This window comes from Cyclobacteriaceae bacterium, from assembly GCA_013141055.1.
Taxonomy (GTDB): Bacteria; Bacteroidota; Bacteroidia; order Cytophagales; family Cyclobacteriaceae; genus ELB16-189.
In genome coordinates, this window is record JABFRS010000001.1 from 783,570 (window position 1) to 804,893 (window position 21,324).

Genomic DNA, 21,324 nt, shown 5'->3' on the forward strand with positions numbered 1-21,324 from the left:
GGCAAAAAATCAGTAACTACTAATCAATCAATCCCATTCTCTTCATCAGGAATGTCGCATTGGTAGACGAAGAAACTCCTTTTCTCAACTTATAATCAAACGAAAGACCATCCTCTGAAAACTGACTTTCAAAACAGTAGTTCTCTACCTCGCCCGGAAACTCTTTTTCAAGCTTGCCAATACTGAGGTCGTGAGTAGCCAGCAACACAAGACAATTATACTGCTTCAGCTTCAACAGAAAGGACTGTGTTCCCAGTCTCTTATCGTCGGAATTGGTACCGCGTAGTATTTCATCCAGCAGCACCAGGTATGGCTTACCGGTCTTCAGTTGATCGAGAACTCTTTCCAGACGAATGAGTTCCGCCTTGAAGTAGGATGCATTCTCTTCCAATGAGTCAGTGATACGAATGCTGGTGATCAATCCCAGAATAGAGCATTTAAATTCCTTTGCACATACCGGAACTCCATTGCACGCAAGTACAAGATTCACTCCCAATGCACGGATGAATGTGCTCTTGCCCGCCATGTTGGATCCCGTGATCACATGCACCTTGCTTTGAACCCCAATGTCGTAATCATTCTTTATCGACACCTGTGTGTCCATCAAAGGATGTCCCATCTCCTTCGCCGAGATAAACTCCTTACCTTCTGAGATCGTTGCATTAACAAAATCAGGATGATTGAATGTGAAGTTTGAAAAGCTGCTGAGCATATCGATCGTCACCAGCGAATCGATCCATTGCGGGAAAGAATCTTTATGACGGTCCTTCCATTGTTCAATTCCAAGAACATTCCAGAGGTCCATCAGGAATAATCCATTCATGATCGGACCGCCTGCTCCCAGTCGTTGATCGGCAGCATTAGACAACTTAAACAGTTTCGCGAAAGCTTCCGACGCATCGGTACATTGTTCCTGAAGTGCTTTGTTCTGTGGTGTCTTGAACTTCCCTTCACGGATGTGCGCAAACAGATCTGCATACTTTTTGAACTGCTTCGTCTTACCTCCGAAGCGAAGGAAATATTCTTTCAAAGGTTTGAGAAGAAGGGAAAGAAGGAATGTATTGATGGCAAACGGTCCGAATACCAGCAAGGCAATAAACTGAGAGGTGAAAATGCAATAGAGGATCCCTCCTGCTGAAATCGCAGGCATGATCCACATAATGGGTCTCCAATGGCCGCGACCAATAAAAAAATCAGGAATGGCAAGCCACTCTTTCAACTCAACATAATCTTTTGGTTTTTCCACCAGCTGACTACCGATAGCAGTGAACTCCTGTCGCCAGTCAATCTCTTTTGCAAGATCATGAATGGAGTCCGCCCTTTTAATAATCTCTTCCTTGTTCGTTAAAGGATTGAGAAGATTCTGACTTAACAACTCTCTGCCGGAAGTAGTGGCAGAACGATTGACTGACTGAAACAGTGATCCCGTACCATAGATATCGAGATCCAAAGCATATAGATGATGCGACGTATCGAAATCTATTCCCGCATCGAAAACTGATTTGTCACCCTCTTTAAAAGCAGCTTCCTTTTTATTAAGGGAAAGAAGCTCTGCAAGGATGACCCTTTTCCGGAAGGTGAGTGTGTGCTTCTTTACCAGAAACAGGAACAGGCTGAAGAATCCAACCGCAGGGAAAAATGATAATGGGTTCATCCTGAACCCGAGGTAGAGACACACTCCTGTAAAGAGTATGCTCATTAATCTTTGAAGAGCGATCTGGCGGATCCTGCGGTCGATCTCCGTCAGTCTTTCAGAATATCCCTTAACTCTCTCTTTGTAAATACCCGCAATGTCGGTCATCATCTTACTTTTCTATGCTTATTTCAACAAAGAGGCGTTTCGAAATCACTTCTTTCCGATAAAAATAAACACGATGGTGGCCAATCCCAACAGGAAAGGATAGTAGAGATTTCCAAGGATGTCGATCGGTGAAACCTGCTGCTTTGCAATGGCTACCGCTGCCAGCATCTGCGCTCCATAAGGAATGATGCCCTGAACAAAACATGAAATGGTATCAAGAATACTGGCACTGCGCCGTCCATCAATACCATTTCTATCGGCAATGGTTTTAGCCAGGGGACCGGCAATAAGAATAGTAATGGTATTATTCGCGATGGCAAAGTTTACAAGTCCTGTAAGACTTGCAATCCCAAGCTCTCCTCCTCTTTTTGTTTTGATCAACCGTGAAACATGATAGAGAATATAATCAATACCTCCCTGGTAGCGGATCAGTCCGACAATTCCACCGATGATCATACATGTCAGACTCAACTCAAACATGGATGCCATTCCCGCATTCGTCGCTGAGATCGCCTGCCACCCATCAATGGAACCGGTGGAGAATCCGACAACCGCTGTTAATAAGATACCGCTGATCAGAACCCAGATCACATTCAATCCCATCAGCGCCGTTGCCAGTACAAAAATATAAGGAACGATCTTGATGATGGAGTAATCGGTAGAATGAACGATCACCGTTTCATTGGAAACCACTCCGGAAAAAGTGTAGATCAGAAATGTGATGATCGCCGGCGGCAGGGCAATAAAGAAGTTGACCTTAAATTTTTCTTTCATCCCCACTCCCTGTGTGCGCGTTGCCGCAATGGTAGTATCGGAGATCATTGATAGATTATCTCCGAACATTGCTCCACCCACTACTGCTGCCAATGATACAGCCAGCACTCCGGGTATGGATTCATTCAACCCGACGGCAATGGGTGCAAGTGCCACTACTGTTCCAACGGAAGTTCCGAGTGAAAGTGATATAAAGCAGGCAATCATGAAGAGTCCTGCTACGATAAGACTTGGTGATAGATATGCCAGTGCAAAATTTACGGTGGAGTCAACGGCGCCGATGCTTTTGCTGATCTGGGCGAAAGCACCCGCCAGCAAAAAGATAAAGCACATGAGCATGATGTTCGCGTCGCCCATTCCCTGCGAGAAGACATCCACCTTTGGACCAAATGGTAATCGTGGATATTGAACAAATCCTACCACTGCTGAAATCAGGAACGCCACCAGCACCGGCATTTTATAAAAGTCGCCGAGCACAATAGAGCTTGTGAGATACACCAGCAAGAAGACGAGCAGCGGAAGCAGGGCTGAGAATCTGCCTTTCTCTAAGATCATAAGGGGATATTTCTATTCGGGGCGCAAGATATTATTAATCTATCAAATTAATAGATTAAACAGCCAATCATTTCATTTTACCAATGGTAATATGACGTTGAAATACCGGCCCGATCACAAGCAGATCTTTATACACAGCTCCAACAGAGGAAGCAGAAATCTCTTTTCCGTTATTCATATAAATGGTTTCCTGCCGGAACTTATCATTCCCGAGATTAGTAAGCTTAATGATCTCGGAAGGCGAGCAGGCATCCTCGTTCTTGGAGTGAGTAATAAACTTCAGCATCTGGGGATGACAGCCAATCCACAGATCTCCCTTTGTATCCATCTCGATATTATCCACTCCGGTTCCATTGTCCATCCTTGCGACCTCCACGAGTTTCCCGGAAGGAATGTCTCGGTCATAAATATAGAGACACTTGCCGGTAGTGGAAGTCAGGTAGAGCTTCTTCCCATCAAGACTTACGGCAATGCCATTGGCATACTTCATTCCTTCAATGGAAGTGATCGTCATTTTCTCTCCGTCAAAGTAGCAGACATTTCCATTGCCGATCGCGAGCAGGTCCTTAACATATCTCCATGTGCTTAATTTCTCATTGTGATCATTGGTAATATAGAATGACCGCTCTCCTACTCCGATAATATCATTTGGACTGATGATGAGGTCGTCTGGTATGGATTCAATAAGGATTAATGAATCATTCCTGTATTCAAATCTTTCAATAACATTTCCATCGTTCCGGTGATTGACAACGAACAGGATCTTCTTGCCTTGAGGAGTCTGGTAAAGAGAAATCCCATGTGGATGAAAATCCTGCTGATCCAGATCAAGTGTGAGATTAACAGGTTTGCTGGTGGAGTCATTCAGGTTGAGGCTATAGATAGCGCCCTTGACAGGCTTCTTGTAGATCTTGGTAGCCCAGCGATCATCGGAAGAGATGAATGCAATCCCTGTGGACTGATCAATGGTGATATCTTCCGCTCCCACAATGCCGTCCACCTGGCGGGTCGTTCCGGAAAAACTATTCACGATGGTTTTAAAGGCTCCCGATTGATACACGCTTTTAAAAGCAAAGATGCCGAGCACGAGGATGAGCAGCAGAATGATCCTGATCGATTTTTTCATGCTCTGAAGATACAATTTTCAGGAGCCGTTTTAAATAAAAAAAGCCAGGCTTTCACCCGACTTTCTTTTCGCCTGACTAACCTTTTACTATTTCTTGCGGATGTAAATATCTCCGTTGTAATTCTTGAGAGTGAATTCAGGACCTCCTCCGTTAATATCTCCCCTCTTCCATTCATCGATCTTCATCTTGTAGCCGCCTGACTTGTCCTGCTGTTTGACTGGTCCGCTGCTGGTGATATTCATTTCGAAGCCGGTGTAGATATCTCCGCGTTCGGTCTTCATTTTGAATATAGCTTTCGTTGCTGCAGGAAAAGTAAGATCAATATCACCATTGTATGTTGAATAAGACATAGGTTTCTCACCATCTACCTTATCAAAGGTGACTTTGATCGTGCCGTTGTACGTGGTGGCGATCACCGATCCGGTAATATTGAGTGCAGTGATCGGACCGTTATAGTTTGTCAGCTCCACTTCACCCTGAACATTACTTAAGATAATATCTCCGTCATTGTAGGCACTTATTTTAACATCCATTCCGGAAGGAACTTCGATCTCAAGATTGGTCCTTGCATTCCAGGAATCAGATCCCACCTTGACGAGGTTTCCATTTTCGCTGGCATCCAGTTGCAGTCCGCTGCCGCTGATCTTCTTCAAGCCATCTTTTGATGGATCTTCCCCGCTTTTCTTACCCTGCCCGTCAACCTTGACATTAACATCCACCTTGACAATTGATTTGACACGACGCTTCTTGTCATCGTCATCCTCGTCGTCGCCTTCATCATCACCATCATTGTCGCGATTGGCCCTTTCAGGTTTGGCGGTGTTGTACTTTACGAGCACATCCTTTCTGGCGGTTCCCTTTACGGTGATGGAACCATATTTAAGATACGCTTTGAGCATTCCGCGTTTTGAAGGGTCGCTCAATGGAATTGTAAATTCATTTGCATTCTGCGCGTGCACCAGAGAGGCTACGGCCATCAGCATCACTATTAAAATAATCTTATAGTTTTTCATCTTAATTCAATTTTCTGATTTCAAAATATTTATTCAACTTCTCTTTACTCAATTCACTTCTCTCAGGTAGACATCTCCATTAAAGGTTTCAAAGTCCAGGAGCGGGCCGCCTTGCCTTACTTTGTAGCGATTGCCATTTACTTTGTATGCAATGCCTTCGCCCTTCTGGTATTTCTCAACGGTCACGGCCATCGGTGTGATCTCGTTAACAGATGAATAAAAATCACCATTAAAACTCTTGAAGGTGAGCTGTGCAGCAAGTCCTTTTTTAAAATTCGCATTGATGTCTCCATTCAAAGAGTAATACTTCGAATCTCCGGAAGGGTTACCGGAATAATCAACATCTACACTACCATTGATTGTTGAAGCATGTGTGGTGCCAGAAATATTTTTCAGTCGGATGCTTCCGTTGATGTTGTCGGCTGTAATTGCCGCATTAATATTTGAAAGGTCAAGGTCACCATGATTGATTGTCGACGCCATGACATTCACAGACATCGGAACTTTAATCACGAAATCCATTTTGTAATTGTACTTGCTTGACCCGCAATCATCATCATCTCTTCTGTCGCTCCACAGATATCCCCAGCCATTCCTGTTCCTGTTGCTATACCAGCTTCTTGAACCCTTTCTGTCGTTCTTTACATTCTTTCCGAACTCATTGCAGGGACTATTTACATAGAGCATGATAGTATCGGCCTGATGAGAAACTCCAAGTTGAATTTCCTGCTTGCCTCTCTCCAGCCGCTCGGTTGTTTTCCCGGTAATGGTTCTTTCAACCTCCACCAGGATCTTGTCCCCACTGTATCCTTCCACCTTTACATTTCCATTGATGTTAAAGACCATCAATGCATTCTGCGGTCCTTTCTTGTCGAAAGAAAACTCTTTGGTGATCTTCTCGGTAAAGCTCTGGGCTGAAACACTCAATGTCAGCAACCCAAGTAATATTGTCAATAAACTTGCTTTCATGTTTTCGTTGTTTAAATCAAAACGTCAATACTTCTTTTGATCTTGGACTTAATATCTTTTGGTGTGGAATCATTATCGAGCAGCTTTTGCAGTTCAACAACAGATTTCTTTTCCTGAATAGCAACCATCAGGTCCGCGAGGGTAACCTGTACCAATGGTGAATCCTGATGAGCGATCGACATGATCAGTCCTTTTCTCACATCGCTCTGACGGACATAGGGAGTAAGAGCTTCAAGCGCCGCCAACCTTACGTTGACATTGGCATCACTGTTCAGAGTTTTAAAAAGAGCCATCGTAACCTTATCACTCACCTGGTCCATTTCATCAGTGAGACTTACGGCTCTGAGACGTTCGCTTGCCGATTCTTTTTCCAGAAGGGAGAGCATCATCATTTCTTTAAGATCCTCTACCTGCTTTGTAAGTACCGAAACATCATTACCGGGTGCAGCTGAAGGCTGAATAAGATTACCAATTGCAAACCCAACCAGTAATAAGGCAGCACCGAATGCAATTCGTGGAAGAAGGATATTCCATTCCGGAAGGTGAAAAGAAAACCCCTTGTTCAGTTTCTTCTTCTCAGCCGAGAGCATGGAATAGAAATCGTCGTTCATTTTAAGAGAAGGTGTAGGGTCTTCACTATGGATCATCTGCTCATCCAATGATGCCAGCTCTGTCAGTTGCGTAAGCTGGATCTCTCCTGCTTCAATCAACTGCTCGATCAACTTCACTTCTGCGGGATCAGCAAGTCCTTCGTTGTACTTTGCTACCAGCTCGTCTCTTCTGTTCTTTTCCATAATTCAAAACTTATAATTCACTACTTACCTACATCATCTTCTCCAGTTGCTTGTACACGATCCGCAACTCTTCCATGGCCCTGAACACTTTAACTTTCACAGTTCCTTCTGAACATCCAAGTATCTCCCCGATCTCCTTATACTTCTTTTCCTGGTACTTGCTCAGCAGCAGCACTTCTCTCTTTTCAAAGGGCAGTTTGTCCATGGCGAGGGAGAGCATGTCGTGTTCTTCCATACTCTGCATTTCAGTAGAGCGATTCTCATCATGACCGAGACGTTCCTGCCACTTCTCAACACTTTCCTTCAACTTGATCTTGTTCTTCCGGAAGTGATCATGACTCACATTACGCGCAATGTGAAACATCCATGTTTTGAAGTCGCCGTCACCGCGGAAGAGATGACGGTATTTCAGGATTCTCAAAAAGGTATTCTGCACGAGGTCCTCGCTCAATTCCTGGTCCCTGTTCATACCATAAAAGAAGCCATACAACGGCCTTTTATAGCGTTCAAACAACAGTCCCAGCCTGTCCAGGTCGCCGTCGCGAACCTTCTCCATTAATGCATTATCAGCAATTGCTTCCAAAATCCGGATTTCAGAGGGGTTAACCTGCAGTAGTTTCGATAGTTACCAAGTTCGCGAATTTTATTTTCAGAAGATCCAGGAGAAAAGCCCTGATCAATAAAACGATTGCTTTGAGTAGATTTGATTCACAATAACAAGACACACCATGCGATACATTATTGCTATTCTTTTCGTCATCTCACAGATCATGGCGTCCGCACAGAATTCATCTCCCTTCAAAAAGCTGGTCTGGTCGGATGAGTTTGACAAAACGGGGACACCCGATGTAAGCAAATGGAACTACGATCTCGGTGATGGCTGTCCGAATGTGTGTGGCTGGGGGAATAACGAGCTTGAGTACTATACCAACGATACGAAAAATGTTCGTGTCGAAAATGGAAGGCTTATCATAGAAGCACATAAAGAATCCAAAGGCGGTAAGCCTTATACCTCTTCACGTATTGTCAGCAAGTCTAAGGGAGATTGGTTATACGGGAGGATTGAAGTAAAAGCAAAATTGCCGGAAGGAAGAGGGACGTGGCCGGCGATCTGGATGTTATCCACTGATTGGAAATATGGTGGCTGGCCGCAAAGTGGCGAGATCGACATCATGGAACATGTTGGTGTTGATCCTGAAGTGGTGCATGGAACCATTCACACCGAAACTTATAACCATGGCAAAGGAACACAGAAGGAAGGCAAGATCACCGTTCCGGGGAGCATGAATGAATTTCATGTGTATGCGATCAACTGGAGTGAGAACAAAATGGAATTCTTTGTGGATGAAAAATTATATCATACCGTCATCAGAGATCCAAAGGAAGATTTTAAAGGCTGGCCATTCGATCAGAGGTTTCATTTGATCATGAATCTTGCCGTAGGCGGCAACTGGGGAGGAATGAAAGGTGTAGATGAGAACATCTGGCCGAAGAGAATGGAAGTGGAATACGTCAGGATCTATCAATAAGAGATTACTTTTTCTTCAGAACGAGTTGAGTCTGATGGAGCTGAACTACCATGTTGAATAACTCACGGAGTGCCGGGTATTCATCAGACAGGTAAACACCTTTGGTCAGGTTAAGGTTGTTGATCATGGTGATCTTGTTATTCATATTCGTCAGGCTGAAGATGTATTTTCCTCCATTCTGCGGAAGGGCAAGAGCAGCATTCTTCGGAAACTCATCCAGCATATACTCTGCGGGATAATCGAGCACAAAATAATAGGACGTTTCAAGCGGAGCACCGAAGTCGACAGGATACAACCGGTCGGGTGACTTAAGTGAATTGGTCTTCCAACGGTCCAGCAGGAAAGGGTTAAGAAATATGGTGGAAGCTGAGGCGACCTCTGCATTTATTTCGATCTTATATTTTTCAGTCAACGGACTTTCAATAGAATCCAGATTCTTAATGGTGTAGTCAGAGATGATCGCTTCATTCATCTTGTCCTGAAACTCTTTTATATAGACATCCTTTCCTTTATTCAATATGGCATTGCGCTTATCATAGGCTTCGTAGCCATAAGAGATAACGGAAGCTTCACCTTTCAAGCCACCGTCTTTGTCCATTTTCATCAGGAAGGTTATTTTTTTCTTCTGCTTTTCAATGGGAAGAATATCTACCCAGCGGCTCTCGTCTTTATTTTTACTCACCAGTCTTCCCCTACCATTAAAGCATCGCTCAGGAATAACACCAAACGGCAGCAGGTTGCTGGTGCCATCCAGAAGGAATTTCTGATTCCCGATCTCAACATGGGCAATCACATAGTTGAAATCGCTAACAACAGGATACAGTTCACTGGGAGGTTTCTGCTGACGGGTTGCAAGTATGACGGGGTCTGCATTCAGGCCAGCAGACTGCAAAGCAGCAACAAGGGATAAGTTTATTTCACTTGAATTTCCAATCCTTTTCTCAGACGCTACCTTAACCCCATCCTCGGTGTACTTGCTGTAATTTTCATTCCATTCATAAAATGATTGTATGTAGGAATAGATGAGCTTTGCCTTTTTCAAGGGATCCTTTTCAATGGATGTTAAAGCCGCAATCTTATCTTCAAAGATGTTGGCCGCTTTTTTTATCTGGTTTCCAAAATTCTCATGCAGGCGAAGGGAGGCATCAACGTCAGGCCAGGTTTGTGTGTACTTTTTTGTAACACCATTACTGCCGTGTACCTGAGTGAGCTCAAAATTGATCGCCGAAATAAAATTTTCCCTGGAGGTCATAAAATCCTCATTTATAAAAGCGGGAACATTCTCGATAGCATACTTATGGAAACTGCAATCTGATTTATAGAAGGCGCCCGCCTGAAAGCACTCCCTTTGAAGCGACACATCATTCTTTGTCAGCTTCAGGAATCCCTGAAGGGAAATATTATAATCATATATCGCTGGGATTCGCGCCCAGAACTCGGAATACTTCTTCGGTAAGTCAGATTGAAATTTCCAGGGCCAGAAATTGAAAATAAACGGAGACTCCACCATGTATCGTACTTCAATAACGCTTCCCACCTTAACGTCAGGCATGGTGAATTTCTTGAAGTCTGCATATTCATTGAATACCTCATCAAACATAGAGGTCTTCTGAAGCTTGGATTCCTTTATTTTCCCGTTCTCAAAATTATAAGTAACACCTTCAACATACCGGACAGTCTGTTTTATGTCTTTATTTTTGCCGAGGTAGATCTTAAAGTCACCCTCATCCAGACCGCCCTTTTTCAAGATCTTGATTTTAAAATGATGCTCGAAAAGTAAATTGTAGTTTCCTCCATTCTCGATATAAGCTTCTCCGAATTCATTAAGAACAACAGCATTAGCGGAAGTGTCGTTAGGATAAACCGTGAGATCGAGTTCAGCATAGGTAATTTTTCCGTAAGGGAATCCATTGTGGAATTGCGCAAGCAGAACAACAGGAGACCCTATTAACATAGCTGCAATCGATAGAAGGGAAAATATTCTCATGAGGTTAGATAGGAATACCAAATTAAAGTTTTTCCCTCATACCTGAAGGAAATCTCTGAATCCCACAGGTCTTAATTCATATAAAAAGTTTATTTTTGCGGCCGATATGAAAAAAATAATTGATTCCAGAAAGCTGTTGGGCGTTGATAAGAACGCAGATCTCAAAGAACTGAAGACTATTTACCGCACTTTTATGAAGGACTGGCATCCTGACAAGATCCAGGACAATCCACAGGCAAAACTGGAAGCAGAAGAAAAAAGCAAAGCGTTTATTGAAGCCTACCATCTATTGGTGAGCATCGCTCCGGAAACACGCGAATCACAGAAAGAACAATATACCCAGGTTATTACCTCGTCCCGCCTGATTGATTTTCAATATAAGTCCCAGACACTGCAGATCAATTTTGCCGATGGCAGTTCCTACGAGTACTTCGGATTACCCAAAAACACTTTTGATAAGCTGGTGAATTCAGACACGCCTGATCGCTTCGCTAGACGACATATTTATCATGAGTTCGTGTACAGAAGAGTATCGAAGGCTTCAGAAAAGGAATAAACATCAGGTCGTTTTATTAGATTTATGACATGGAACTTCATGCCTGTCGTAATTGTAATGCAAAAGTTGATGGGCCATATTGCTCACACTGCGGTCAGAAAGTCCTGAAGGTTCCATACACATTTAAGTTCATCAAGGATTCAATTATTGGCATCCTGGATTTTGACAGGGGGTTTCTCTACACGATGAAGCAGCTGACGGTTCGCCCCGCTTACATCATAAAAGAATATCTTGGAGGAAGTACCATCCGGTTTACAAATCCGGTTAAGTATCTCATTACCGTAATAGGTATCTCTCTTTTACTGGATCTTATCTATTTAAAGCTGGTGCCCCATTATACGACTGATGGAGAATCAACAGATTATCTGATTGCACTGTTCCTCAGCATTTCAGTCTGGGTCTGGAATTTTCTATTGTTCAAAAAGGAGAAGAATGGAACCGAACATCTTGTTATTGCTATTTATCAAACGTCGCAATTATTCCTGATGGGCGTATGCAGCTTTATGATTCTTCAGATCATTTACTCCGCACCTCTTCTCAATGAAAAGAAATCAATGGTCAGCTTTCTTTCGCTCGTACCCATTATCATCTATTATATCTTCTTCACAAAGAAAGTATTCCGCTTGACGTGGATAAGATCTATCCTGCTTACGATTCTATATTTTGTAACCGTGATTGCAATGCTGGGCGGAGTGCAGTTTCTGACAAGTCTTATGTAATCAAGTCCTTAGGCTTTCAAAAACCCCAGTACTTTCTTCCCACCAGCTTCTTGATCTTATTGATGGCCTTCCAGCCATTGTCGGAGTTGGTCATGATCACTACTCCGCGACCATTCTCAACACTGCCCAGCATGCTGCATATGTATCCATAGTTCTGGCCGTCATGACCGAAAAACAATACATTGTTTCCTCTTCTCTCTTTTGTAAAACCCAATGCATAGTCATTGAGCACCGGCGTCAGCATCAGCTTCGTGCTGTTTTGAGTCAATACCTTGTTTGATTTTCCAATCAAAGACAACTGTATCTCAATAATGAACTTTGCAAGATCGGTGGGCGTGGTCCAGAGACCACCGGGACTTAAAGGCTCCATGACATAATACTTATGTTCGAAAACCTTATTCTGCTCATGTCCATAGGCAATGGATTTGAATTTCTCATTGGGCAGCTGGTAGGCAAAAGTGCTGTTGGACATTTGAAGCGGATCGAACACCTCATCCTGAATCACCTTGGGAAAATTTTTCTTCTCGGTATCCATCAACAACAGTTCAAGGATACCATAGCCCCAGCCTGAATAAGAGAAGGTTTTACCTGGATAATACGCCATAACAACAGGTTCATTCTCAGCAGGACTTTCACCTTTCAACGCCTGCACAAGGGTGGGAAGTTTATCATTCGGATGATACATCGGAACCTCTTTATTGGTGATCCCGGAGGTGTGACTCAGAAGTTGCTTTACAGTAACGGGTGCTTCTTTAGTAAGATAGTTTTCAGGGATATGCCAGGAAATTAATTGTTTGTCGACATCATCTGTGAGCAATATGGCCCCCTGATTAAATTTTTTCACTACCGCCATAGCGGTTACTGGTTTTGTGATTGATGCTGCCTGAAAAAGTGTTGTGATTCTAACGCTATCTGTGGTACCAATTTCATTCATTCCAAATCCACGTGCCCAGACAACCTCATAGTTATCAATAAGGGCAACACTTACACCGACTGCTTTTGTTTCTTTTACAATCTGAAGGATGTCATTGGAAAGTAAATTGAAATTATACTTCTCTCTGGCAGTCTGACAAAAGGATGCTACAGACATCCATATCAGTATAACCATCAAAAGAATCTTATTCCTCATATCTTTGAATCGAATAACGTCCGAAATTTAATAACTTTATCGTCCAACCTGCTCTCATTATGAAATTCATCTTCCCGGCTGTCATTCTTCTTGCGGCATTTTCCATTGCTTCCGGACAAAAAAAGAATGATCCCTACTCCAAAGAGATAAAAGAGCTGATGCAGAAAAAATCCGTTAAGGATGCATTTATCGCTATCGATAATCTTGAGGCTACTACACGCAAGGATCATATTGAGTTAACTGAAATTCCTGCCCCTCCCTTTAAAGAAAGTGTACGCGCTAAACGCTATCTGGAATTACTGGAATTCGCCGGCGCAAGAGTATATATTGATTCACTCGGAAATGTGTACGCATTGCGTAAAGGAAAAAAGAGCACTCGTACAGTTGTTGTAGATGCTCATCTTGATACTGTATTCCCGGAAGGAACCAACGTAAAAGTTAAGATCAAAGGCGACACACTTTTTGCACCTGGCATTTCAGACGATACACGTGGCCTCATTGCCATGCTTACCATCTTTCGCGCCATGGAAAAAGCAAATGTCGAAACTATTAATGATGTTCTCTTTCTCGCAAGTGTTGGAGAAGAAGGACTTGGAGATTTGCGAGGCATAAAATACTTTTTTGAAAAAAGTAAGATCAAAGCAGATTCATGGATCTCTATTGATGGAACAGATCCGGCCTACATTGTTAATGGTGGCTTAGGTGCAGTGCGTTATCGCGTTACATACAAAGGACCCGGGGGTCACTCCTGGGCAGCGTTTGGCATTGGTAATCCACATCATGCTATGGCGAAAGGTGTAAATTACTTTTCTGATGCGGCTTCAAAATTCACAGCTACAGGTAAACCAACTAGCTTTAACGTAGGACGAACCGGTGGCGGAACTTCTGTTAATTCAATTCCTTTCGAATCCTGGGCGGAAGTTGACATGCGTTCTGAAAGTCCCGTTCAGCTAAAAAAGATTGATTCGATTTTCAAGTCTACCATGAACCGTGGACTGGAGGAATACAATAAGACTATTGTAAAAGGTCCTCCATTAACTCTTCTTATTGAACGGATTGGATTTCGTCCTTCAGGTTCCACACCAGAAGCTTCAGCAATCGTACAGCGTAGTGTGGCTGCTGCAAAATCCTTTGGCCTGACACCGAGTCTTGGAGTTGTTTCAACCAATGCCAACATTCCTATCTCGAAAGGAATTCCTGCCATCACAATTGGTGCCGGAGGCAAAAGTGACAATGAACATTCTCTTGCAGAATGGTGGATCAATGAGAAGGGCGCTGAAGGAATAAAGTTTGGATTGCTGGTGATCCTCGCCGAAGCAGGTGTTGAAAAATAAAACTCACTTTAACCCTTACGTTTCAACTTTTCAAATTGGATTTTGTCCTTACGACAAAGCGTCTAAAAGGTTGGCTTATATATTTATTTTTCTTTTTCTAAACCATACTGGGGGATTGGCCGTTCAGCTGCATACTATTAAAAACACCCCCATGAAACAGTTCATTGTTAAGCTTAGCCAAATCACCTGGATGGAATTATTGTTGTTTACACCAGTTGTTGGAGTATTCGCTTATGCGCTCATGAGATAACACAGTGTGCTGTGTTGGATACGTTCGCAGAATGACAATGAATTAATCTCAGATAAAACCCGCATTCAATTCACTCCGGTTAGAGTAAATGCTCCCCAGAAATATGGATGCGGATATTCTTTCATTGTCACCTCCATCGCTGCTTTATAGGAAGCATTGATTCCTGCTCCGCTGAAATATCGTGCATAGAATTCCTGCATGAAGGTAACGGTTGCTTCATCACTGATCTTCCAAAGAGAACCCATCACAGTCTTTGCGCCGGCAAGTTGGAAAGCACGCTGAAGTCCCCAAACTCCTTCCCCACTTTGTATGTCCCCGGTTCCTGTTTCGCATGCCGACAATACGACAAGGTTAGTTTGTGATAATTCAAGCTGTGTCACTTCATAAGCAGTCAGGAATCCGTCTTCATACTTTGAATAGTCCGTCATCGTGAAAGGCTGATCGTCACCTGCACCTGCAAGGATTAGTTTTGCTTTAAGGTAACTGTCCGCCCGACTGAACTGATCAAACTCTCCATGCGTTGCGAGGTGCAGTATCTGTTGGTTCTTTAGATTCTTGACACCAGCTTCGGTTGCCTGTGCTCCGGAAAGCACATTGCTCTTTATTCCTTTATCAGAAGCCATGGATTGAATCGACTCAACTTCCTTCTGCGTTCCGGGAAGCTCAGACAAACCACTGCGAACAACAACTCCATCATTTTCAACAGCTACAAATTCATTGCCCTGATACTTATTTGTCAATCCTTTTCTGCTCATAGCAAATTCCGGATTTCCGATCAATGCAATTTGTTGATTGGCAGCGGTCAGTGGAACAATACTTAATACATCTCTTCCTGTTGAAACCCTTGCCAGAGAAATCTCATTCAAAAGATACTTATCCGATTGAGGGTTCTTGAGGGTCAGTGGGTTGATCATATGATAAACTCCATCTCCGCTCAGAATGATCTTTGTGCTTCCTTCCAGCTTTTCCGACAAGGAGGCCCAATATGTTTTATAGCTTTCGACATCTTCCAGTTGGTTCCGGATTCTGTTCTGGTAATTTTTAAGACTCTTACCTTCGAATGCCTCTCCATCACTGATCTTGAACAGGACAGGACTTGCAGCACCCGGTTTAACGACAAAGCCCCAATACTGAGTTACAGGTTTATCAAAAGCAAAATCATCACGCTTTAGCCGAAGTATCTCAAGATAGATGCCGTCTGATTTCAGCTTTGATTGAATCTGCTTCCAGCTTACAGGTTTTAATATATCCGTAACTGTTCCAAGCTTCTCATTCACTTTTCTTTCCAGGTCATTAATTCTTATTGATATCCGGTTGATCGAGTCGGCCATGGCTGGATTGGATGACTTCAGGCTTAACTGATAAAATGCAGCAACCTTATCCCGGAGCTTCCGGATCATGGCAATCTGCTCCAGCGTAGGCTTGTCCTTTATCTTCTTTAAAAGTTTCTCCTGCTCACGCGTTACATCAAGAATGATACCTTTTGTCTGCAATATTTTATCAAGGAGCTCTGCAGAACGATTATCATTTTTCTCAGTCATCAAAAGAAGCAGAGAATAGAACCTCTCCAGCTTTTGGTTGTAAGCTTTGAAGAATTCTTTCTTTTCACTTTCAGTAAAGTATTGAAAGTTCTTCTTGAGTTGCGCTTCTTCTTCCAGCAAAGTGGTTTTGCTTTCATCATATGCTTCTGTAAGCTTGCCTGACTGAATTTCCATATTCAGATAGAACGACAGAAATCCTTTGCGCATTTGAGAAGCCGATCCGGCAAACTTGTAATTCGCCATGGACTTCATCGCATCAAAAGCAGCTTTATACTCTTTTTCTGATTCAGTAAACTTGCTATTCAACTGATTCAACACTGCCCTGCTGATATATCCGTCGGCATACTGTTTGGCCAGAGCTATCTGATTTGCTTTCGTTGCTGCGATCACGATCAATGTCGATGATCCTCCGATCTCTGAAATGCGGTCAAGGTAAATAGCAGACTGGTCCATCAGCGCCCTTACGGAATCTGGAAGCTGATACGTCGCCATCTGCGCCTTTGACTCACTCATTATTTTCCTTGAGCTTTCCATCATCGCTTTCATCTGATCTGCAGTCGCCTTGAGATAAGGAATACTCTCTGTAAACTTGAACTGCTGGTAATAAGCATTTCCAAGCACCATGTTATACGTGATGCGTTGTCCTCCCAGAAGAGACTCCTGACTTTTCTTCATGGCCTTGATATAATCTTCTTTGGCCTTCTTCATGTATTCCTGGACTTCGGGCAGATCCTTCGGATTGATCTTATAGATTTCATCAGGTGACGGTCCACTGAGTGCCAATGCTCCTGACTCCGTGAGCTCTTTTAATTTCAACGCCACAGCAATTGCTTCTTCATATCGCTCTGCTCCCAGCAATGCCTGGGAGTATTCACTATAGAATTGTTGTCGCACGTAGTTAGAAGGATTCGTTTCTAACAGAGGTCTTTTGTTCTCAAGATATTTGATTGCTTTTTCAAAAAGATTGAGAGCCCTGAGATAACGTGAAAGATCCAGGTACGAATAGAGTGCATACTCATTGGTAACCGTCTGATATCCCCTTGTATAAAACGGATAATTTTTTTCATAAGCATCGATCGCCTGCTCTGTCAGTTCGATGGCACGGGCATGATCAAAGGCCATCTCAAAATAGATGGCAGACATTTTCCGGGCATTAAAATACTCTTCATCAACAGGTGTAAATAATGAGTTGGAAATATCCAACAATCTTTGAGCGGCCTTTAGTTTGTCAGCAGCATAGCCAATAGATGTTAACGCCTGATCATATTGGGTATAATCAACCTGGCGGGTACGAACTTTCAGTTCCTGTGCCAGTGTCGGGAGAATTACACTTCCGAAGATTATTAAAACTATGAGAAACCGCATTTCCGAATTTTAAGCAGGCTACAAGTTCGAAAAAAACAGACTAAAAAAATCCTATTTTTACCAATCCTGAAAACTATCAAAACAGCAAAGGTCATCGGCAGCGTACTGGGAATACTTTCAGGAGCTTTTCTCATTATTATAATAAGCATTTACATGTTTCAGGATTCGCTCATCTTTCAAAAGAAATCACTTGCCTCCGATTACGCTTTTAAGTTTGCTGAACCTTTTGAGGAACATTTTATAAAAACAGAAGATGGTCAATCCCTGAATGTGATCATTTTTAAATCAAAGAATACCTCCCGCGGACTCATTCTTTATTTTCATGGCAATGCCGACAATCTTCAACGTTGGGGAAATTATGCTGTTGATCTTACTTCTCTCGACTACGACGTTCTGATGATGGATTATCGTGGCTATGGCAAAAGCACAGGAACACCCGATGAGATCAACTTATATAAAGACGCACAGACTATACTGGATTGGTCAAGGCAAAACCTTGTCTATAGCAGGCTTATCATTTATGGAAGATCATTGGGATCTGCTGTTGCCTCTCACCTTGCAACTACCGCCAATCCTGAGTTACTCATTCTTGAAACTCCATTTGATGAACTGAAGGGCGCCGTTCATCCTCCGCTGAAAACAGTATTGGGGCTGTTTCCATTAAACTATAAGTTTTCCAACAAGGAATTTCTATCCCTGATCAAGTGTAAAAAAGTAATCATTCACGGAACCAACGACTGGGTGGTGCCGCTGTCTTCTGCTCTTGAATTAAAGCCTTTATTGAATGAACAGGATCAATTCGTGATCATTAAGGACGGTGGTCATAAGAATCTTCGTGACTTTAAGGAGTACCATGAAGTAATAAGGGAGAATTTAAAATAAGATTATATACAATGATCAGTTTCATTATCACCATATCGGTAGTTTATGCACTGATCTGCATTTCATTCTTTTTCTTTCAGCATCTCGCTTTCTTTCGGCCAGAAAAACTTACCTCTTCTTTTCAATACAAGTATCCTTTTCCTTTCGAAGAGCTGGATTTTGAAATGGAAGACGGAGGCAAGATCAACGCCATCTTTTTTAAAGTCCCGAACTCGCTTGGAGTAGTCTATTACCTTAAAGGAAATTCCAAAAGCATAAAGGGCTGGGGAAAATTTGCAAAAGACTTCGTCAGCAATGGCTATGATTTCTTTATGATGGACTATCGTGGCTTTGGGAAAAGTCGCGGAAAGAGAAGTCAGTCAAAACTTTTTAACGACGCACAGTATATTTATAAATGGCTGGCTCAATCCTATCCGGAGGACAAGATTATTCTATACGGAAGATCCTGGGGCAGCGGCATTGCTGCACGTATTGCTTCCTGGAATAAAGTAGGCAAGCTCATTCTTGATTCACCTTATTTCAGCTTTTATTACAATGTAAACCGATATCTCTTTTTTACTCCATTAAAGTGGATATTAAAGTATGACATAAGAACTGATCAATATCTCAAAACAACAGAGTGTCCTGTTCATATCATCCATGGCACACATGACAGGCTTATCTCATTCTCCCAAAGCGAAAAGCTAAAAGCGCTTTTTCCTGAGAAAATTACGCTACATAAAATTGAAGGCGGACGTCATAATAACCTGCCTGAGTTTCCTGAATTCTTCGAAATACTCTATAATATATTGTATGTAAAGCCCGCTGTTGAAAAACAGCCTGATCGCCCCGATGGAAATCATTAAGAGACCTTCCATAGACTTTACCCGCGTCTTTGATATTATCCGATATCAAAGTCAGAAGTATCCTAATCAGAAATCCCTGAACACATTTGAATCGAATTCATGGAGATCATATTCCATTCAGGAGATCGGAAAGAACATTGACGCAGTTTCAGGCTGGCTTATCGAAAATGGATACACCAAAGGTGAAAAGATAATTTTTGTTCCAATTCTCGGACGGCCGGAATGGATGATCCTCGACTATGCATGTCAGCAGGCGGGATTGATCTCAGTACCTGTCCATCCCACTTCACGATCTGAGGAGATTGAAATGATCCTGAATGAAACAGAGGCAAGACTGTGCATTACTGCCGATCCAGAACTCGCTCAAAAGATCTCATTGATCACTACCTCCGCTGAACAGAAAATAAAGATCTTTCATATCGACTCAAAGGAATTGGGTTATTTCGAACCACTCAGACTTAAAGAAGTTTCTTCCGGATCATCATCCATCCTCGAAGCACTTAAATCAAGTATTTCGGAGAGTGATGTATTCACAATCCTGTATACCTCCGGCAGCAGCGGCATCCCGAAAGGAGTTATGCTCACACATCGCAACATTATTCATAATATAAAATCCGTTCTGACATTACTTCCCATTGAGCCCGGAGATCGTGTGATCAGCTTTTTACCATTCAGTCACATTTTTGAACGGATGACATGCTACACCTACATGGCTTTTGGTGTATCGCTATACTTCAGTCAAAACAAGGATAGCTTTGTTCACGACTTCAGAACTGTTCAACCTAATTTCTGCACGAGTGTGCCGCGTGTGCTGGAAAAAATGTACGACTTTCTTGAAGAGCAGATGCTTGATAAGAGTTTTATCAAACGAAAGATTGTTACCTGGGCGCTTGAAGTGGGTAAGGAATACGGCTCATCGGCAAGAGTTCGGCCAATATTTGCAGTCAAGTTGTTTCTTGCAAGAATATTAGTGCTTAACAAATGGCGCAAAAAGCTCGGAAGAAAGATCCGGTATATGGTGGTGGGTGCAGCATCACTTCGTCCTGAGATAGGAAGATTGTTCTCGGCAACAGGAATAAAAGTTATTGAAGGTTATGGAATGACAGAGACCGCACCTCTCATTACAATGAACAGGTTTGATCCTGGTTTAAATAGGTTCGGAACTGTTGGCCTGCCGATTCCGGGAATCGATATAAGAATTGATGAACCCGATGAAGATCATCAGGGTGAGATACTTGTCAAAGGTCCGAATGTAACGCAAGGATATTTTAAAAGACCAGAGATCACCAAAGAAGCTTTTACAGAAGACGGATGGTTTCGCACGGGTGATATCGGGAAGTTTGTTCATGGACATTTTCTAAAGATCACCGATCGGAAGAAAGAGATCTTTAAAACATCTTCAGGGAAGTATATTGCCCCCGCTCCTCTTCAGAATCATTTTACCAGATCGCTATTCATTGAACGGTGTCTTATCATCGGCTTTCAGCGACCCTTTGTTACGGCGCTGATCGTACCCAATATGCCCATACTGGAGGCGTGGTGTAATCAGGAGAGTATTCACTGGACTTCACCTCAGTTTATGGTTCATAATATAAAGGTACGTGCGCGATTCCAGGAAGAGATTGATGCACTCAATAACAATCTCCCTAATGTAGAGCGCATCCGGAATTTCACCCTGTGCCATGAAGACTGGAGTATTGAAAAAGGAGAACTGACCACGACCTTGAAGCCGGTGAGACGTTTGCTGGAGGAGAACTACAAAGGGGAGGTTACCAAAATGTATGAGAGTTAGGAATTGAGATTGAGAATATGATCTATCACATTACACCAAAAAACTACTGGGAAGGGCAAAAGAATAGAAGTCATTATGCGCCGCTGGAATTTGAAAGAGAGGGTTTTATTCATTGCTCTAAAGCAGATCAGCTCAAAGGTGTTCTTCAGCGTTATTATTCAGGACAAACAGATCTGCTGATCCTGGAGATCGATGAATCAAAACTGGACGTCAAACTTTTATACGAAGTAGGTGGAACAGGAGAATTATTCCCGCATGTATACGGTGGCATTTCCATGAATTCTATTTTGAAGGTAACTCCCCTTAGCAATTTTTCTCTCCCTCAATAAAAATTGTATTTTTAAAAAAATAATTAACAGAGA

General features: G+C 42.7%; 18 protein-coding genes. 8 read left to right on the forward strand and 10 right to left on the reverse strand.

Annotated elements, in window-relative coordinates:
* Nucleotides 1–19: 19 nt before the first annotated feature.
* The 7 genes from HOP08_03420 to HOP08_03450 all read right to left on the reverse strand — a co-directional run bounded on the left by HOP08_03420 (nt 20) and on the right by HOP08_03450 (nt 7,616).
* On the reverse strand, nt 20–1,804 hold the full coding sequence (locus tag HOP08_03420) for a hypothetical protein (GenBank protein ID NOT73952.1): 1,785 nt from the start codon (nt 1,802–1,804) through the stop codon (nt 20–22).
* 42 nt (nt 1,805–1,846) lie between these two features.
* Entirely contained in the window at nt 1,847–3,130 is a 1,284-nt protein-coding gene (locus tag HOP08_03425) for a Na+/H+ antiporter NhaC family protein (protein NOT73953.1), read from the reverse strand.
* A gap of 67 nt (nt 3,131–3,197) precedes the next feature.
* A complete protein-coding gene (locus HOP08_03430; protein ID NOT73954.1) occupies nt 3,198–4,256 on the reverse strand; it encodes a hypothetical protein in 1,059 nt (352 codons plus the stop codon).
* 87 nt (nt 4,257–4,343) lie between these two features.
* Nucleotides 4,344–5,270, reverse strand: a complete 927-nt coding sequence (locus tag HOP08_03435) for a DUF4097 family beta strand repeat protein (protein ID NOT73955.1) — start codon at nt 5,268–5,270, stop codon at nt 4,344–4,346.
* Nucleotides 5,271–5,318: 48 nt separating this feature from the next.
* A complete protein-coding gene (locus tag HOP08_03440; GenBank protein ID NOT73956.1) occupies nt 5,319–6,239 on the reverse strand; it encodes a hypothetical protein in 921 nt (306 codons plus the stop codon).
* An 11-nt stretch (nt 6,240–6,250) separates the two neighbouring features.
* On the reverse strand, nt 6,251–7,033 hold the full coding sequence (locus HOP08_03445; GenBank protein ID NOT73957.1) for a HEAT repeat domain-containing protein: 783 nt from the start codon (nt 7,031–7,033) through the stop codon (nt 6,251–6,253).
* 28 nt (nt 7,034–7,061) lie between these two features.
* A complete protein-coding gene (locus HOP08_03450) occupies nt 7,062–7,616 on the reverse strand; it encodes an RNA polymerase sigma factor (GenBank protein ID NOT73958.1) in 555 nt (184 codons plus the stop codon).
* A gap of 145 nt (nt 7,617–7,761) precedes the next feature.
* Here HOP08_03450 and HOP08_03455 point away from each other — a divergent pair, with 145 nt between their 5' ends.
* Nucleotides 7,762–8,562 (forward strand): glycoside hydrolase family 16 protein, encoded by an 801-nt coding sequence (locus HOP08_03455; GenBank protein ID NOT73959.1) that lies wholly within the window; start codon nt 7,762–7,764, stop codon nt 8,560–8,562.
* Nucleotides 8,563–8,566: 4 nt separating this feature from the next.
* On the opposite strand, the gene HOP08_03460 is transcribed toward HOP08_03455, so the two are convergent.
* On the reverse strand, nt 8,567–10,549 hold the full coding sequence (locus HOP08_03460; GenBank protein ID NOT73960.1) for a DUF3857 domain-containing protein: 1,983 nt from the start codon (nt 10,547–10,549) through the stop codon (nt 8,567–8,569).
* A gap of 106 nt (nt 10,550–10,655) precedes the next feature.
* Here HOP08_03460 and HOP08_03465 point away from each other — a divergent pair, with 106 nt between their 5' ends.
* Both HOP08_03465 and HOP08_03470 read left to right on the forward strand, forming a co-directional pair.
* Nucleotides 10,656–11,105: a KTSC domain-containing protein gene (locus tag HOP08_03465; protein NOT73961.1), complete on the forward strand. Its 450-nt coding sequence runs from the start codon at nt 10,656–10,658 to the stop codon at nt 11,103–11,105.
* A gap of 29 nt (nt 11,106–11,134) precedes the next feature.
* A complete protein-coding gene (locus HOP08_03470) occupies nt 11,135–11,824 on the forward strand; it encodes a DUF3667 domain-containing protein (GenBank protein ID NOT73962.1) in 690 nt (229 codons plus the stop codon).
* Between the two features lie 16 nt (nt 11,825–11,840).
* Here HOP08_03470 and HOP08_03475 read toward each other — a convergent pair whose 3' ends face one another.
* Nucleotides 11,841–12,953: a beta-lactamase family protein gene (locus tag HOP08_03475; protein ID NOT73963.1), complete on the reverse strand. Its 1,113-nt coding sequence runs from the start codon at nt 12,951–12,953 to the stop codon at nt 11,841–11,843.
* Nucleotides 12,954–13,012: 59 nt separating this feature from the next.
* Between HOP08_03475 and HOP08_03480 the strand changes: the two genes are divergently transcribed.
* On the forward strand, nt 13,013–14,287 hold the full coding sequence (locus HOP08_03480; GenBank protein NOT73964.1) for a M20/M25/M40 family metallo-hydrolase: 1,275 nt from the start codon (nt 13,013–13,015) through the stop codon (nt 14,285–14,287).
* A gap of 315 nt (nt 14,288–14,602) precedes the next feature.
* Here HOP08_03480 and HOP08_03485 read toward each other — a convergent pair whose 3' ends face one another.
* Nucleotides 14,603–17,443 (reverse strand): CHAT domain-containing protein, encoded by a 2,841-nt coding sequence (locus HOP08_03485; GenBank protein NOT73965.1) that lies wholly within the window; start codon nt 17,441–17,443, stop codon nt 14,603–14,605.
* 153 nt (nt 17,444–17,596) lie between these two features.
* Here HOP08_03485 and HOP08_03490 point away from each other — a divergent pair, with 153 nt between their 5' ends.
* The 4 genes from HOP08_03490 to HOP08_03505 are packed head-to-tail and all read left to right on the forward strand — an operon-like array spanning nt 17,597 to nt 21,291.
* On the forward strand, nt 17,597–18,325 hold the full coding sequence (locus HOP08_03490; GenBank protein NOT73966.1) for an alpha/beta hydrolase: 729 nt from the start codon (nt 17,597–17,599) through the stop codon (nt 18,323–18,325).
* 11 nt (nt 18,326–18,336) lie between these two features.
* Nucleotides 18,337–19,170: an alpha/beta fold hydrolase gene (locus HOP08_03495; GenBank protein ID NOT73967.1), complete on the forward strand. Its 834-nt coding sequence runs from the start codon at nt 18,337–18,339 to the stop codon at nt 19,168–19,170.
* Entirely contained in the window at nt 19,157–20,962 is a 1,806-nt protein-coding gene (locus HOP08_03500; GenBank protein NOT73968.1) for a long-chain fatty acid--CoA ligase, read from the forward strand. The genes HOP08_03495 and HOP08_03500 overlap by 14 nt, the downstream gene beginning before the upstream one ends.
* Nucleotides 20,963–20,979: 17 nt before the next feature.
* Nucleotides 20,980–21,291 carry a DUF952 domain-containing protein gene (locus tag HOP08_03505; GenBank protein ID NOT73969.1) on the forward strand — a complete coding sequence of 104 codons (312 nt, stop codon included), beginning with the start codon at nt 20,980–20,982 and terminating at the stop codon, nt 21,289–21,291.
* Nucleotides 21,292–21,324 lie beyond the last annotated feature (33 nt).

Excerpts from the sequence above, each read along its gene's own strand:
- HOP08_03430 (NOT73954.1), bottom strand. The coding sequence starts at position 4,256 with ATGAAAAAATCGATCAGGATCATTCTGCTGCTCATCCTCGTGCTCGGC.
- HOP08_03425 (NOT73953.1), bottom strand. The coding sequence starts at position 3,130 with ATGATCTTAGAGAAAGGCAGATTCTCAGCCCTGCTTCCGCTGCTCGTC.
- HOP08_03435 (NOT73955.1), bottom strand. The coding sequence starts at position 5,270 with ATGAAAAACTATAAGATTATTTTAATAGTGATGCTGATGGCCGTAGCC.
- HOP08_03420 (NOT73952.1), bottom strand. The coding sequence starts at position 1,804 with ATGATGACCGACATTGCGGGTATTTACAAAGAGAGAGTTAAGGGATAT.
- HOP08_03445 (NOT73957.1), bottom strand. The coding sequence starts at position 7,033 with ATGGAAAAGAACAGAAGAGACGAGCTGGTAGCAAAGTACAACGAAGGA.
- HOP08_03470 (NOT73962.1), top strand. The coding sequence starts at position 11,135 with ATGGAACTTCATGCCTGTCGTAATTGTAATGCAAAAGTTGATGGGCCA.
- HOP08_03455 (NOT73959.1), top strand. The coding sequence starts at position 7,762 with ATGCGATACATTATTGCTATTCTTTTCGTCATCTCACAGATCATGGCG.
- HOP08_03440 (NOT73956.1), bottom strand. The coding sequence starts at position 6,239 with ATGAAAGCAAGTTTATTGACAATATTACTTGGGTTGCTGACATTGAGT.
- HOP08_03505 (NOT73969.1), top strand. The coding sequence starts at position 20,980 with ATGATCTATCACATTACACCAAAAAACTACTGGGAAGGGCAAAAGAAT.
- HOP08_03480 (NOT73964.1), top strand. The coding sequence starts at position 13,013 with ATGAAATTCATCTTCCCGGCTGTCATTCTTCTTGCGGCATTTTCCATT.
- HOP08_03465 (NOT73961.1), top strand. The coding sequence starts at position 10,656 with ATGAAAAAAATAATTGATTCCAGAAAGCTGTTGGGCGTTGATAAGAAC.
- HOP08_03500 (NOT73968.1), top strand. The coding sequence starts at position 19,157 with ATGGAAATCATTAAGAGACCTTCCATAGACTTTACCCGCGTCTTTGAT.
- HOP08_03460 (NOT73960.1), bottom strand. The coding sequence starts at position 10,549 with ATGAGAATATTTTCCCTTCTATCGATTGCAGCTATGTTAATAGGGTCT.
- HOP08_03490 (NOT73966.1), top strand. The coding sequence starts at position 17,597 with ATGTTTCAGGATTCGCTCATCTTTCAAAAGAAATCACTTGCCTCCGAT.
- HOP08_03495 (NOT73967.1), top strand. The coding sequence starts at position 18,337 with ATGATCAGTTTCATTATCACCATATCGGTAGTTTATGCACTGATCTGC.
- HOP08_03485 (NOT73965.1), bottom strand. The coding sequence starts at position 17,443 with ATGCGGTTTCTCATAGTTTTAATAATCTTCGGAAGTGTAATTCTCCCG.
- HOP08_03475 (NOT73963.1), bottom strand. The coding sequence starts at position 12,953 with ATGAGGAATAAGATTCTTTTGATGGTTATACTGATATGGATGTCTGTA.